Here is a 13,170-nt window from a genome sequence, read left to right as displayed (position 1 = left end):
GCTGACGACCGATGACCGCTGCCGGGCATCTGACGGCTGCGCTGTGCATCCAAGCCATTCTTGCGATACTGGCGGGCGACGCCAGCACAGCTGAGAGGAAAGCCGATGCCCATCGCCACGCCCGAGGCCTACGCCGAGATGCTGGGCCGAGCCAAGGAGCACGCGTACGCGTTCCCGGCCGTGAACTGCACCTCGTCGGAGACCATCAACGCCGCACTCAAGGGCTTCGCCGACGCGGGGTCCGACGGGATCATCCAGTTCTCCACCGGCGGTGCGGAATTCGGCTCCGGACTGGGCGTGAAGGACATGGTCACCGGTGCGGTCGCGCTGGCGGAGTTCGCGCACGTCGTCGCCGAGAAGTACCCGATCACCGTTGCGCTGCACACCGACCACTGCCCGAAGGACAAGCTCGACACCTACGTGCGGCCGCTGCTGGACATCTCCTCGGAGCGGGTGCGTGCGGGCCAGAACCCGTTGTTTCAGTCGCACATGTGGGACGGCTCGGCCGTGCCGATCGACGAGAACCTCTCGATCGCGCAGGAACTGCTCAAGCAGGCGGCGGCCGCGAAGATCATCCTGGAGATCGAAATCGGCGTGGTCGGCGGCGAAGAGGATGGCGTGGAAGCCGAGATCAACGACAAGCTCTACACCACGCCCGAGGATTTCGAGAAGACCATCGATGCGCTCGGTGCCGGTGAGCACGGCAAGTATCTACTGGCCGCGACGTTCGGCAACGTCCACGGCGTCTACAAGCCCGGCAACGTCGTGCTCAAGCCCGAGGTGCTCGCCGAGGGGCAGCGGGTGGCCGCGGCGAAGCTGGGCCTGGGCGACGACGCCAAGCCGTTCGACTTCGTGTTCCACGGGGGATCGGGCTCGCTGAAGTCCGAGATCGAGGACTCGCTGCGCTACGGCGTGGTGAAGATGAACGTCGACACCGACATGCAGTACGCGTTCACCAAGCCGGTCGCCGCGCACATGTTCACCAACTACGACGGTGTGCTGAAGATCGACGGCGAGGTGGGCAACAAGAAGGTCTACGACCCGCGTAGCTACATGAAGAAGGCCGAGGCCTCGATGAGCGAGCGGGTCGTGGAGGCGTGCAACGATCTGCTCAGCGCCGGCCGGAGCGTGACCGCCGGCTGAGTCCTCGCTGGCTCGAACACGACGAGATCCGACTTTTGCGCGCGAAGAGCGAGTGATCGCCGGCAAAAGTCGGATCTCGTCGCGTCGAAGGTGTCGAGGGTGAGGCCGCCCGAGGATCGGCGGGCTCGGCTGCTCAACCCGTCGGGGCCTGGCAGATCTTCCACTGGTCGTCGCGGAACTGCAGGTCGAAACTGCGGGTTGAGCGGGTCTGCGGGGCGTACGCCATGAAGGTGGTGACGTTGGCTTCGGCATGGTCGCCGTTCACCACCACCTGGTCGATGCTGGCCACGACCGGGTACTGCTTGGCGGCCGAAACCCGGGCGTGGGTCTCGGCCCAGGCCTTGTCGTCGTAGCGGACGTAGCTGTCGCGGGTCGCCCCGCAGGTCATGCTGCGCAGTGCGGCCAGATCACCGTTCTGCACTGCGACGTCGAAGTCTTCGATGGTGGACCGGACCATGTCTTCCTGTGAGACCTGCGGCGCGGAGCTGCGGGTGATCAGCAGGGTCCCCAACACGGCGATGGCCGCCAACGCGATGACGATGATCGCGATCGCCACGACCCAGCCCCAGCTGCGTTTGCGCCCGGGCGGTTTGGGGCTGTCGCCGCGCGGGGGGATCTCCTGCGGGCCGGCCGCTCTCTGCGCGGTGAACACCTCGGTGGGCGGCTCACTGGGCCGGTTGATCACCTGGGTGGAGCCGGCGTCGAAACCCGAGGGCGCGGTGAAGCGCCGCTCCTCGGGTTGATCCTGGGCGCCGGGCGCATTCGGATCCGCCGGGGCCATCACCTCGGTGGCAGGCTCGTGTTCGGACTCCGGCAACACCTCGGTCCGCTCTTCTTCGCTGTGCGGGCCGTGCTCGTCCTGCTCGTTCGGCTCGCGGACCTCGTCGGTGGTCTCGTCCGGCCGGTCAGGCTCTGTGGGGTTCGACATCCCTGCTGCGGTCCTCCCTGGCGTCCCCAACGATCGTAACGGCGGAAGCTTAGTCATCCGCGGTGACGCCCGCTCATCCGCGCACGGCACAATGGGGCCATGACTCGGATGGGTGACCTCCTCGGACCAGAACCAGTGCTGCTTCCCGGCGACCCGGCGGCCGAGGCGGAGCTGGATGCGCAGGAGAATCCCGCGATCGTGGCTGCCGCGCACCCGTCGGCGTCCGTCGCCTGGGCAGCGCTGGCCGAGGACGCGCTCGACGACGACAAGGCGGTCACCGCCTACGCCTATGCCCGCACGGGCTACCACCGGGGCCTCGACCAGTTGCGCCGCAACGGCTGGAAGGGCTTCGGACCGGTGCCGTATGCGCACGAGCCCAACCAGGGCTTCCTGCGCTGTGTTGCGGCGCTGGCCAAGGCGGCCGACTCCATCGGCGAGACCGACGAGTACCAGCGCTGCCTGGATCTGCTCGACGACTGCGATCCGGCGGCGCGCGTCGCGCTGGGGTTGTCCTGACCTAGGTCGTCTCGCATTCGCAGTCGGCGGCGGCGTCCGGGGGTTCCACCTGGACGGTGGAGTGGCCCAGGCCCCGGGCTGTGAGAACCGCACGCGCGTCGTCGAGGACGAGGGCTGCCTCGCGTCTGCTGGTGAGGTGTGCGGTGACCATGTCCTTGCCCGGCACCAGCGTCCACACGTGCAGGTCGTGGACCTCGGTCACCCCTTCCACCGACCCGAGGGCGGTGCGCAGTTCGTCGACGTCGATGTGGCTGGGTGAGCTCTCCGACAGGATCCGCAGCGCTGACCTGGCCAGCGCGATGGCCCGGGGCAGTACCCACAGGGCGACGAGCACCGCGACGACGACGTCGGCGTACGGCCAGCCGGTGGTCACGGTGACGATGCCGGCGATCAGCACCCCGATGCTGCCGAGGGTGTCGGCGACGACCTCCATGTAGGCGCCCTTGACGGCCAGGCTGGATTTCGAATGTGAGCGCAGCAGCAGCACGACCGCTGCGTTCGCGGCCAGTCCGACCAAGGCGACGACGATGAGCGGCACGCCGGGCACTTCGGGGGCGTCCCCGATCCGCTCGACCGCTTCGTACAGGATGAACGCGGCCACGCCCAGCAGCAGCACCGCGTTGGCGACCGCGGTGAACACCTCGGCGCGATGCCAGCCGTAGGTGCGCGACGGCGACGTGCTGCCCCGCCGCGCCATCAGCACCGCGGTCAGGCCCATGAACATCGCGACCAGGTCGGTCAGCATGTGACCGGCGTCGGCCAGCAGCGCGATCGAGTTGATCGCCAGCGCGGTGGTCAGCTCGACGACGAAGAAGATCGACAGGATTCCCGCGGCCAGCACCATCCGGGACACCCGGGCATCGGCGTGGCTGTGGTCGTGTCCGGCACCCATGGCGGCAATATATGCGAACTCGCGCATGTGTTGCAAGGGCCTCGTCTACGATGGCCCGATGCCGCCGACCTGGGAATCTCCTGTGTTCTACCTGGTGACGACGGCCGGATATCCCAACTTCGGTGACGAGCTGATCCTGAGCGGATGGCTTCGTCACCTGGCCCGGGTCGCCCCGCGGGCCACGGTGTGGGTCGACACCCATTCGCCGGGCCCCGTGCAGATGCTGCTGGGCGACGCGCATCCCGGCGTGCGGTTCACCGACACGTTGTGGCGCCTGTGCTGGGAGGCGCCGAGTGAGGACCCGTGGGAGGTGGCCAGCTGGGTCCAGCACGCGGTGGCCAATCCCGGCCTGGCGCCGCGCTGGCATCAGGGCATCATGGCGCTGCGCACGCTCGACGTGGTGCACGTCGTCGGCGGCGGCTACGTCAACGCGATCTGGCCGCGCCACGTCGGACTGCTCGCCGGAGCCGCGGCGGCGGCCCGCCATTCCGGCGCCCGGTTGGCGATGACGGGCCAGGGCCTGGCTCCCGAGCCGCCCGGTTCGGCTCCGCTTCTGCGCGCGCTGGCCGACCGGTTCGACATCGTCGACGTGCGTGACGCCCCGTCCGCGGAGCTGCTCGGCATGGATGCCGGTGAGGCCGGGGTCGACGACGCGTTCCTGACCGTCGGCACCGAGCGCAGCGTCGACCCGCGCGAGGTCTGGCCGGACGGTCCCGGGCCAGCGGTGATGGTGTGTCTGCAGTCCGACCTCAACGAGGTCGGGACCGCGGCGGTGGCCGGGGCGACGCTGTCGATGCTGCGCGCCTGGGGCGTCCGCGGCGACCAGGTGTGCGTGGTCGAAGGAATCCCGCGGGTGGACCGCGAGGTGTACGCGTTGATCGAGCACGAGTTACCCGGCGCTGCCTTTTATCCGTTCGTCGACGTGTGGGAGCGCGGCCTGCCGGTCGCGCCGGGGCAGACATGGATCTCCACCCGCTTTCATCTGCACATGGCCGCGGCGACGGCCGGCGCCGGTGGGGTCGCGATGGCGATCAGTTCGGACTACTACGCGATCAAGCACCAGTCGCTGATCGACCTCGGCTCGGGATGGACCCTGCTCGAGGACATGAGCCAGGTGCCGCCCCGCCCGTCAGGTCGCGGCTTCCCGGCAGGGGCCGTCGACAAGCTGCGGCGCGACAAGATCGCATTGGCCCACGCCGTGTACGGCGCGGCGGCTCACACCCAGGCCGACCAGAACCGGGTCAGCTGACTTCCCTCCCAGGACAACCCCGGCGACACCCCGGACAGGTCGAACAACCAGTACACGGCTCCGAAGAACCACTGGTTCAGCGGCGGGGCGATCAACACGACCAGCAGAATGACAAAGCCCCACTGCTTGGCCGGATCCACCGCCCGTCGGGTCTGCGGGCTCAGATGCGGTTCGAGTGCGCCGTAGCCGTCCAGCCCCGGAATCGGCAGCATGTTCAACAGAAGTGCGGTGACCTGCAGGAAACCCAGGAATGCGACGCCGGCCCAGAACACCGAATGCGCCGGGTCGTAGAGCACCGTGGTCAGCGCCAGCAGTGCGATCGCGAAGCCGAGGTTGACCGCCGGGCCGGCGAGGCTGACCAGCGTCTGCCTGCGCGGCGTCATCCACCCGGTACGCACGTACACCGCACCGCCGGGCAGTCCGATCCCGCCGATGGCGATGAACAGCACCGGCAACCCGAGGGACAGCAGCGGATGCGAGTACTTCAGCGGGTTCAGCGTCAGGTAGCCCCGCACCGCCACGTCGTGGTCGCCGAACCGCCACGCGAGGTAGGCGTGGGCGAATTCGTGCACGCACAGCGTGACCAGCCAGCCCATGATGACGAAGACGAACACCCCGATGTAGGCCATCGGCCGTGCCTGGTTCGCCGACAGCCACGCCAGCGTCCCACCCGCCGCGGTCGCGGCGAGTAGCGCCAGGAACACCGGGCTGGGACGCACCGCCTGCCGCATCGGCCGGACGTTCATGTCTGTGAACGTACCTGCAACTATTTGCGCTTACCGGGCCCGACCCGCAGCCAGCCCTGGGTGTGCCGGTAGAACGTCGAGCGCCGCACCGTGCGTGGCGCCGCCACGCCGTCGCGCAGTACCACCGCTCCTTTGGTGCCGAGTTGGGCCGCCCGGCCGGTGACCCAGCGTCGGGGGCGTAGCGGGTCCGGGGCACCGTCGGGTGTCCGGCGGGACCTTCCGGGCGCCAGCACCCTGGCGCGCAGACCCGGCGCCGACGCGATCGGCTCGATCCGCACGCCGGCGGCCTCGCCGTCGAACAACACGGTGTCATCGACGACCGCTTCGCCCCGCACCCGCGGCGCATTGTCGGCCGGCAGCCAGTAGGCCACACCCGTCAGCACGGTCCCGGTTTCGTCGCGGATCAGCGGGACCCGGCGGGCGACACCGGTGAGGGCTGTTCGGGCGTGCCACCAGTGCCGCACGTGCGCCACCTCGACGTCGAGCCGGTCGGCTTTGAGCAGCCGGGTCAGGGCGGCGGCCAGGTCCCGGTCGGCTCCGACAACCACCACCCGGTCGCAGTCGGGCAGGCCGTCGAGGTCGACGACCGGCAACCGGCGCAGCGGCCGCGGCACCCGCCCGGGACCGAAGACCGCGGCCTCGCTCCGTTCACTGCGGGGTGGCACCGAACTCTCCTCTTCCCGGTCGGTCGACGTCGAACAGTGCGACGATCTTGGCACGTCCATCGAGTGGCCGGGCATCCCCAGGGGCCGCCGTCGCGCTATGGCCGGGTACGTCGGTCGATTACCCTGTCTGCCGGGATGTGCCCAGAAGGGGTTCACGACAAGCGGGAGTACCAGCCATGCCGGCAATCGTGCTCATCGGCGCCCAGTGGGGCGACGAGGGCAAAGGAAAGGCCACCGATCTGCTCGGTGGCCGTGTGCAGTGGGTCGTGCGGTATCAGGGGGGCAACAATGCGGGTCACACGGTGGTCCTGCCGACGGGGGAGAACTTCGCGCTTCACCTGATCCCGTCGGGGATCCTGACCCCCGGGGTGACCAACGTGATCGGTAACGGGGTGGTCGTCGACCCCGGTGTCCTGCTGACCGAACTGCGCGGTCTCGAGGACCGCAGCGTCGACACCGGACAGTTGCTGATCTCCGCCGACGCGCACCTGTTGATGCCCTATCACGTGGCCATCGACAAGGTGGTCGAGCGGTACGCCGGCAGCAAGAAGATCGGCACCACCGGACGCGGAATCGGTCCGTGCTACCAGGACAAGATCGCGCGCATCGGCATTCGTGTCGCCGATGTGCTCGACCCGGTCCTGCTGGCCGAAAAGATCGAGGCGGCACTGGAATTCAAGAACCAGGTGCTGGTCAAGATCTACAACCGCAAGGCGCTCGATCCCGCCGAGGTGGTCGACAACCTGCTGGCCCAGGCCGACGGTTTCAGGCACCGCATCGCCGACACCCGGCTGCTGCTCAACGAGGCACTCGAAGCCGGCGAGACGGTGCTCCTCGAAGGGTCGCAGGGCACGCTGCTCGACGTCGACCACGGCACGTATCCCTTTGTCACATCGTCGAATCCGACCGCGGGCGGGGCCGCCGTCGGGTCCGGCATCGGCCCGACCCGCATCACCACCGTACTGGGCATCCTCAAGGCCTACACCACGCGCGTGGGGTCGGGGCCGTTCCCCACCGAACTGTTCGACGAGAACGGCGAGTATCTGGCCAAGACCGGCGGCGAGGTCGGGGTCACCACCGGTCGTCGCCGTCGGTGCGGCTGGTTCGATGCCGTGATCGCCCGGTACGCCACCCGGGTCAACGGCATCACCGACTACTTCCTGACCAAGCTGGACGTGCTGTCGAGCCTGCAGACGGTGCCCATCTGCGTCGGCTACACCGTCGACGGCAAGCGCACCGACGAGATGCCGATGACCCAGAGCGACATCGCGCGCGCCGAACCGGTGTACGAGGAGCTCCCCGGTTGGTGGGAGGACATCTCGGGGGCCCGCACCTTCGACGAACTGCCCGCCAAGGCCCGGGATTACGTGCTTCGGCTCGAAGAGCTTGCCGGAGCGCAGGTTTCGTGCATCGGCGTCGGTCCGGGGCGAGAGCAGACCATCGTCCGGCACGACGTCCTCGGGCGCGCGTGACGTCCGCGGCCGACGGCGATCCGGGCTCCGATCCACGCACCGCCGATCCCGACTACGACCGGCACGGCGGCTTCCCCAATTTCCAGCCCGCACAACCCGGGCCGGGCTTCGGGCGCTTCCTGGCGGCGGTGCGCCGAGTGCAGGACCTGGCGGTGTCCGCCGATCCGGATGCGGCCACCTGGGACCGGGCTGCCGAGCTGGCCGAGGAACTCGCCGGGCTGCTCGGACCCTTCGAGGCCGCCGAAGGTGTCGGACCGGCCAACCGGGTGCCGTCGCTGCCGGGTGCGGGCAGTCTGCTGATGCCGCCCTACCGGGTGAGGAAATTCGAGCCCGACGAGGTGGTGCTCGAGGTGGCGTTCAGCCGTTTCTCGGTCGGGGGCAACTACGCGGTGCACGGCGGCGTGCTGCCGCTGCTGTTCGACTCGGTGTTCGGCATGGTGATCCACGCCGCGGGAAGGCCGATCAGCCGCACCGCGTTCCTGCACGTCGACTACCGTCGGGTCACACCCATCGACACCACGCTGACCGCACGGGGCTGGGTGCGCGAGACCGACGGGCGCAAGGCGTTCGTCAACGCCGAGCTGCTCGACCCGGAGGGCAATCTGCTGGCCGAGGCCAACGGGTTGATGATCCGGCTGCTGGCCGGGCAGCCCTGAGGCAGCGCGGGTTGGGCTGATGGAGAAGGGTTTCCGCGACTACTTCCGGACCTGGCTCCGTCAGCCGTTCGACTTCGACTGGACCGTCAACCACCTGCGGTCGCGCGGGTTCCTGCGGATCCACATGGTCTTCATCGGCAGCTTCTCGCTGCTGTACGGGCTGACCGCGCTGCTGACCGTGCTGTGGGCGCAGACCGACGGCGGCGCGGTGGTCGCCAAGCCGCTGGTCATGATCATCGCGGTGAGTTCGGCGATGCTCGGTGTGCTGTGGATCTTCGGTCCGTGGCCCACCGAACGGCAGTCGATGGTCTTCGCCGTGTACGCCGACATCGCGGTGGTGACCGTGATCCTGTGCTACCAGGACGCGTTCACCGCGATGCCGGGGCTGGCCTTGCTGGCGGCCAACGGGATCTACATCGTGGTGGTGCACGGACCGCGGGCGCTGCTGGCGCACCTGGTGTTCACCACCGCGGCGTTCGCGTGGCTGTACGGCTGGGCGCTCACCCAGCAGGCTCAGCCGGCAACCCTGATCACTGTCCGGCTGCTGGTGCTGCTGCCCACCGTCGTCGGTGTCCCGGTGATCGTGCAGTCACACCTGTTGGCCTTGCGCCTGGGTGCGGTCGACGCCCTACACGACCCGCTGACCAGACTGCACAACCGGCGTGGGCTCGACGTGGCGGTGGAACAGCTGGTGCACTCCGGCGGTGGTCAGATCGGGGTGCTGGCCGTGGACATCGACAAGTTCAAGGCCATCAACGACGGTTTCGGCCACGACGCCGGTGACCGGGTGCTGGTGTCGGTGGCCAACGCGACGCGCGACGCCGTCTCGGCGGTCGAGGCCCATGCGGTGATCGCCCGCACCGGAGGCGAGGAGTTCGTCGTCGTCGTGGCGGGCGGTCCCTACGTGCTCGAGCGGGTCGCGGCGCTGCTGCACCGGGCGGTGGCCACCAGCGACGGCCCGGCGGCGGCGACCGTCAGCGTCGGACTGGCCTCCGGGCACAGCGGCGGTGCGGGCGTGGTGTCGGTGGTGCACGAGCTGATCGACCGCGCGGACGCCGCGATGTACCGGGCCAAGCACGCCGGGGGAAACCGCACCGTGACGGCCGACGGAGAAGTGGCCCCGGATTGACCGCCGTTCGTGCCACGATGACGGCATGCCCACTCCGGTCGACCGACAGCTGCGGCGCCTGAGCACACCACGGGCGGCGGCGTTCGCCGGGGTGCTGTTCGCGCTGCTGTTCGGGACGGCGCTGGTGCTGATGCGCACCTCGCTGCCCGCCGACGCCGAGCTCGGTCTGCAGTGGGTGGAGGGGCCGGGCAAGCGGCTGCGGGTGGCGGTGGTGTTGATGCCGTTCGCCGGCATCGCCTTCCTGTGGTTCATCGGTGTCGTGCGTGACGGGCTGGGCGAGCTGGAGGACCGCTTCTTCAGCTCGGTGTTCCTCGGCAGCGGGTTGCTGTTCCTGGCGATGATCTTCGCGTCGACGTCGGTGGGCGCAGGGCTGCTGGTGAGCCGCGAGCTGGTGATGCGCGCCGACACCCGCACCGAGGTCGTGGCGTTCGGGCAGGGCCTGCTGCTCGCGCTGAGCAACACCTACGCGCTGCGGATGGCCGCGGTGTTCATGATCTCGCTGGCCACCATCTGGCTCCGAACGCGGCTGATGCCGCGCTGGCTGGTGTTCGCGACGTATGCGACGGCACTGGCGGTGCTGGTGGCCAGCGACATCAACATGTGGATGACGGTCAGCTTCCCCGCCTGGGTGCTCGTGGTCAGTGTGGTCATGCTGGTGCGCGCGGGCGTGATCGACCTGCCCGGCGACGACGAGCGGCGGCTCAGTCCTCCGCCAGGCTCAGCGCGCTCGACGGACACAGCTTGACGGCCTCGCGGACCCGGTCGGCGAGTTCTCCGCTCGGGTCCACGTCCTCGTCGAGCACCACGACGATGCCGTCGTCGTCCTGGTCGAACACGTCGGCGGCGACCATCACGCAGTTGCCCGCCTGGATGCACGCCTCCCGGTCGGCCTGAACTCTCACCAGTTCACCTCCAACGACTTCAGACCGTAGATGAAGTGGAACGAGCGGAACGCCACATCCTCGAAAGCCTCGGCCGGGGACAGCGTCGGGAACCGGCGCAGCAACGCCGGCAGAGCGATCTGCATCTCCATGCGCGCCAGCGGCGCTCCCAGGCAGTGGTGCACGCCGTGGCCGAACGCCAGATGCCCGAGCGCGCCCCGGCCGATGTCTAGGGCATCGGGTCGGAGATGAATGCGGGGTCGCGGTTGCCCGTGGGCAGCGAAGCGAATACGAGCTGACCCGGCGGGATGACGGTGCCGGCGATCTCGACCTCGGTGGTCGTGATGCGCGGAACCGCCGCGTGCACGATCGACAACCAGCGCAGCAACTCCTCGACCGCCGGCGCGACCGCGGCCGGGTCGTCGCGCACGGCGGCCAGCTGCTCCGGGTGGCGCAACAGTGCCAGGGTGCCCAACGCCAGCATGTTCGACGTCGTCTCGTGACCGGCGAGCAGCAGCAGTCCGGCGATGCCGATCAGTTCGTCGTCGGTGAGCTCGGCGCCGTGCTGGCGCACCAGCATGCCCAGGATGTCGTCACCCGGGCGGCGGCGCGCCCCGTCGACCAACGTCGCCATGTAGGCGCGGCCCTGCCGCGCCAGGTCGAGCCGCTCGGGGATCGAGATCGACAGATCCAGCTGGCGGGCGCTGCGCCGCTGGAAATCGTCGCGGTCGGCATACGGCACCCCGAGCAGCTCACAGATCACCAGCGACGGGACCGGCAGCGCGAAGTGCTCCACCAGGTCGGCCGGGGCTCCGGCGGCGGCGAGCTCGTCCAGCTGGGCGTCGACGATGTCGACGATGCGCGGCTGCAGGCGTCTGATCCGGCGGATGGTGAACTCCGGGGTCAGCATGCGGCGCAGCCGCTGATGTTCGGGCGGGTCCAGCCCGAGCAGGTTCCCCGCGCGGGCCCGGCTCTGCTCCTCGTCGCTGAGTTGGGGCGCGCCCGGAGCGACGAACCCGGGCGGGCGGGAATTGGAGAACCGGGCGTGGTCGGAGAGCACCGTCTTGACGTCGTCGTGGCGGGTGACGAGATACACCGTCATGCCGAACGCGTTGGTCACCGTGCGCACGCCGTCGGTGTCGCGGATCCGCGCCAGCTCGGGGATCGGGTCGAAACCGTTGCGCCGCATGTGCAGCGGGGGCGGGGCGGTGTCGGCGGCGGGTGCCTCGGTCATCACACGACGCTACTCGCCTTGCGGTGTCGGGGACGCGCACCGACGGGCGCCGGCCACCAGATCCGCGGCCCGATCAGCGTGAACAACGCTGGGATGACGACCGTGCGGACGACGAAGGTGTCCAGCAGGATGCCCAGGCCGACGATGATGCCGACCTGGGTGAGCACGATCAGCGGAAGCACTCCGAGCACACAGAACACCGCCGCGAGCACGATGCCCGCGCTGGTGATGACCGCGCCCGTCGCCGACACCGCCCGCACGATGCCGTCGGTGGTGCCGTGCTCGGGGGTTTCCTCCTTGGCGCGGGTGACCAGGAAGATCGTGTAGTCCACGCCGAGCGCCACCAGGAACAGGAACGCGAACAGCGGGGCGGTGTTGTCCAGTGCCGGGAAGCCGAACACGTGCACGCTGGCCCAGCCGCCCAGCCCGAGGGCGGCCAACGCCGACAGCACGGTCGCGGCGACCAGCACCAGGGGTGCGAGCGCGGCGCGCAGCAGGACGTAGAGCACGGCGAGCACCACCGCGAGGATGGCCGGGATGACCACCACCCGGTCGTGTCGGGCTGCTGCCGCAGCGTCGCGGGCCTTGGCATCGGACCCGCCGACCAGTCCCGACGGATCAGCCCGGTGCACCGAGTCGCGCAGCGCGTCGACGGCGTCGAATGCCTCGTCGGAGGCCGGTGGGGCGTCGAGTACGACCGTGAACTGCTGCAGGCCGTTGGATGCGGACCCGGCGGGCGTGACCGACACGACGCCGGGGGTGTCGGAGATGGCTCGCTGGACCGTGTCGGCGCGTTGCGCGGAGGCGATGACGACGGTGGGGTCGGTGAGCCCGCTGGGGAAGTGCTCGGCCAGTGTGGAGTATCCGTCGACCGACTCGGCCTGCACCCGGAACTGCTCGGTCTGCGACAGGCCGAGCGGGGTGGCCAGGATGCCGGTGCACAGCAGCGCGAGCGCCCCGATCGAGACCGCGGCGACCGGGGCAGGACGTCGCGCGACCGCCGAGGCGACCCGGTGCCAGACACCGCTGTCGGTCAGTGCCCGCGCCCCCATCTTGGGGATGAACGGCCAGAACAGTTTCCGGCCGAACAGGCCCAGCAGCGGGGGCAGCACCAACAGCACGAAGATCGCGGCGACCACGAGTCCCGACGCAGCCTGCACACCGAGGCTGCGGGTGGTGGGTGCTTCGGCCAGCAGCAGTGTCAGCAGGGCCAGCACCACGGTGGCGTTGGACGCCAGGATGGCCGGCGCCGCCCGGTGCACCGCGACGTCCAGCGCGTCGCGGGGGGACTCGTGGCGGCCCAGCTCTTCGCGGTAGCGCGAGATCAGCAGCAGCGCATAGTTGGTGCCGGCCCCGAACACCAGCACGCTGGTGATGCCCGATGTCGAGCCGTCCGGGGTCATGCCGACGGCCTCGGCGATCGCGGTTCCCAGCACGGCGGCGACCCGGTCGGCGAAGGCGATGACCAGCAGCGGGACCAGCCACAGCGTCGGGGAGCGATACGTGATGATCAGCAGCAGCGCCACGACGGCCGCGGTCACGGCCAGCAGGGTGACGTTGGCCCCGGAGAACGAGTCGGCGATGTCGGCGCCGAACGCCGGCCCGCCGGTGACCTCGGCGCGCAGCGCGTCGGGCAGGCCGTCGTCGGCGGCGGCGCGG

General features: G+C 69.7%; 13 protein-coding genes and 1 pseudogene. 7 read left to right on the top strand and 7 right to left on the bottom strand.

Annotation, left to right across the window (positions count from 1 at the left end):
• Positions 1-105 precede the first annotated feature (105 nt).
• Entirely contained in the window at positions 106-1,143 is a 1,038-nt protein-coding gene (gene fbaA, locus J3476_RS19865) for a class II fructose-bisphosphate aldolase (RefSeq protein WP_207068088.1), read from the top strand.
• Between the two features lie 133 nt (positions 1,144-1,276).
• Here fbaA and J3476_RS19860 read toward each other — a convergent pair whose 3' ends face one another.
• Positions 1,277-2,071, bottom strand: coding sequence for a DUF4878 domain-containing protein (locus tag J3476_RS19860; protein WP_207068087.1), 795 nt, complete (start codon positions 2,069-2,071; stop codon positions 1,277-1,279).
• 99 nt (positions 2,072-2,170) lie between these two features.
• Here J3476_RS19860 and J3476_RS19855 point away from each other — a divergent pair, with 99 nt between their 5' ends.
• Positions 2,171-2,587 (top strand): DUF3151 domain-containing protein, encoded by a 417-nt coding sequence (locus tag J3476_RS19855; RefSeq protein ID WP_207068086.1) that lies wholly within the window; start codon positions 2,171-2,173, stop codon positions 2,585-2,587.
• A gap of 1 nt (position 2,588) precedes the next feature.
• On the opposite strand, the gene J3476_RS19850 is transcribed toward J3476_RS19855, so the two are convergent.
• Complete coding sequence (locus J3476_RS19850) at positions 2,589-3,479, bottom strand: cation diffusion facilitator family transporter (protein WP_207068085.1); 891 nt, start codon at positions 3,477-3,479, stop codon at positions 2,589-2,591.
• A gap of 58 nt (positions 3,480-3,537) precedes the next feature.
• Here J3476_RS19850 and J3476_RS19845 point away from each other — a divergent pair, with 58 nt between their 5' ends.
• Positions 3,538-4,728 carry a polysaccharide pyruvyl transferase family protein gene (locus J3476_RS19845; RefSeq protein ID WP_207068084.1) on the top strand — a complete coding sequence of 397 codons (1,191 nt, stop codon included), beginning with the start codon at positions 3,538-3,540 and terminating at the stop codon, positions 4,726-4,728.
• On the opposite strand, the gene J3476_RS19840 is transcribed toward J3476_RS19845, so the two are convergent.
• Positions 4,695-5,474, bottom strand: coding sequence for a site-2 protease family protein (locus J3476_RS19840; RefSeq protein WP_207068083.1), 780 nt, complete (start codon positions 5,472-5,474; stop codon positions 4,695-4,697). The genes J3476_RS19845 and J3476_RS19840 overlap by 34 nt on opposite strands.
• Positions 5,475-5,494: 20 nt before the next feature.
• The gene (locus J3476_RS19835) at positions 5,495-6,139 is read right to left on the bottom strand and encodes a peptidase M50 (protein ID WP_286183384.1); all 645 of its coding nucleotides are present in this window, start codon (positions 6,137-6,139) and stop codon (positions 5,495-5,497) included.
• Between the two features lie 176 nt (positions 6,140-6,315).
• Here J3476_RS19835 and J3476_RS19830 point away from each other — a divergent pair, with 176 nt between their 5' ends.
• Genes J3476_RS19830 through J3476_RS19815 form a run of 4 tightly spaced genes read left to right on the top strand, consistent with a single transcriptional unit; the run spans position 6,316 to position 10,141 of the window.
• Positions 6,316-7,611 carry an adenylosuccinate synthase gene (locus J3476_RS19830; protein WP_207068082.1) on the top strand — a complete coding sequence of 432 codons (1,296 nt, stop codon included), beginning with the start codon at positions 6,316-6,318 and terminating at the stop codon, positions 7,609-7,611.
• Positions 7,608-8,267, top strand: a complete 660-nt coding sequence (locus J3476_RS19825) for a PaaI family thioesterase (RefSeq protein ID WP_207068081.1) — start codon at positions 7,608-7,610, stop codon at positions 8,265-8,267. The genes J3476_RS19830 and J3476_RS19825 overlap by 4 nt, the downstream gene beginning before the upstream one ends.
• A gap of 19 nt (positions 8,268-8,286) precedes the next feature.
• Entirely contained in the window at positions 8,287-9,396 is a 1,110-nt protein-coding gene (locus J3476_RS19820; protein WP_207068080.1) for a diguanylate cyclase, read from the top strand.
• A gap of 25 nt (positions 9,397-9,421) precedes the next feature.
• A complete protein-coding gene (locus tag J3476_RS19815) occupies positions 9,422-10,141 on the top strand; it encodes a hypothetical protein (protein WP_207068079.1) in 720 nt (239 codons plus the stop codon).
• Here J3476_RS19815 and J3476_RS19810 read toward each other — a convergent pair.
• The 3 genes and pseudogenes from J3476_RS19810 to J3476_RS19800 all read right to left on the bottom strand — a co-directional run.
• On the bottom strand, positions 10,098-10,298 hold the full coding sequence (locus J3476_RS19810) for a ferredoxin (RefSeq protein ID WP_207068078.1): 201 nt from the start codon (positions 10,296-10,298) through the stop codon (positions 10,098-10,100). The two genes, J3476_RS19815 and J3476_RS19810, sit on opposite strands and share 44 nt — an antisense overlap.
• Positions 10,295-11,511, bottom strand: a pseudogene (locus tag J3476_RS19805) (cytochrome P450). The gene J3476_RS19810 and the pseudogene J3476_RS19805 overlap by 4 nt, the downstream one beginning before the upstream one ends.
• The coding region (locus tag J3476_RS19800) for an MMPL family transporter (protein ID WP_207068077.1) at positions 11,511-13,170 on the bottom strand (1,660 nt) is incomplete at its 5' end. The gene J3476_RS19800 and the pseudogene J3476_RS19805, both read right to left, overlap by 1 nt.

Origin of the sequence: Mycobacterium sp. PO1 (assembly GCF_017312405.1) — a bacterium.
Taxonomy (GTDB): Bacteria; Actinomycetota; Actinomycetes; order Mycobacteriales; family Mycobacteriaceae; genus Mycobacterium.
The sequence above is the reverse complement of the archived record's forward strand: the minus strand, read 5'-3'. Positions and strand labels throughout refer to the sequence as shown.

Coding starts and splice junctions, on each gene's coding strand:
- J3476_RS19855 (WP_207068086.1), top strand. CDS start 2,171: ATGACTCGGATGGGTGACCTCCTCGGACCAGAACCAGTGCTGCTTCCC.
- J3476_RS19830 (WP_207068082.1), top strand. CDS start 6,316: ATGCCGGCAATCGTGCTCATCGGCGCCCAGTGGGGCGACGAGGGCAAA.
- J3476_RS19850 (WP_207068085.1), bottom strand. CDS start 3,479: ATGGGTGCCGGACACGACCACAGCCACGCCGATGCCCGGGTGTCCCGG.
- J3476_RS19845 (WP_207068084.1), top strand. CDS start 3,538: ATGCCGCCGACCTGGGAATCTCCTGTGTTCTACCTGGTGACGACGGCC.
- fbaA (WP_207068088.1), top strand. CDS start 106: ATGCCCATCGCCACGCCCGAGGCCTACGCCGAGATGCTGGGCCGAGCC.
- J3476_RS19860 (WP_207068087.1), bottom strand. CDS start 2,071: ATGTCGAACCCCACAGAGCCTGACCGGCCGGACGAGACCACCGACGAG.
- J3476_RS19840 (WP_207068083.1), bottom strand. CDS start 5,474: ATGAACGTCCGGCCGATGCGGCAGGCGGTGCGTCCCAGCCCGGTGTTC.
- J3476_RS19815 (WP_207068079.1), top strand. CDS start 9,422: ATGCCCACTCCGGTCGACCGACAGCTGCGGCGCCTGAGCACACCACGG.
- J3476_RS19820 (WP_207068080.1), top strand. CDS start 8,287: ATGGAGAAGGGTTTCCGCGACTACTTCCGGACCTGGCTCCGTCAGCCG.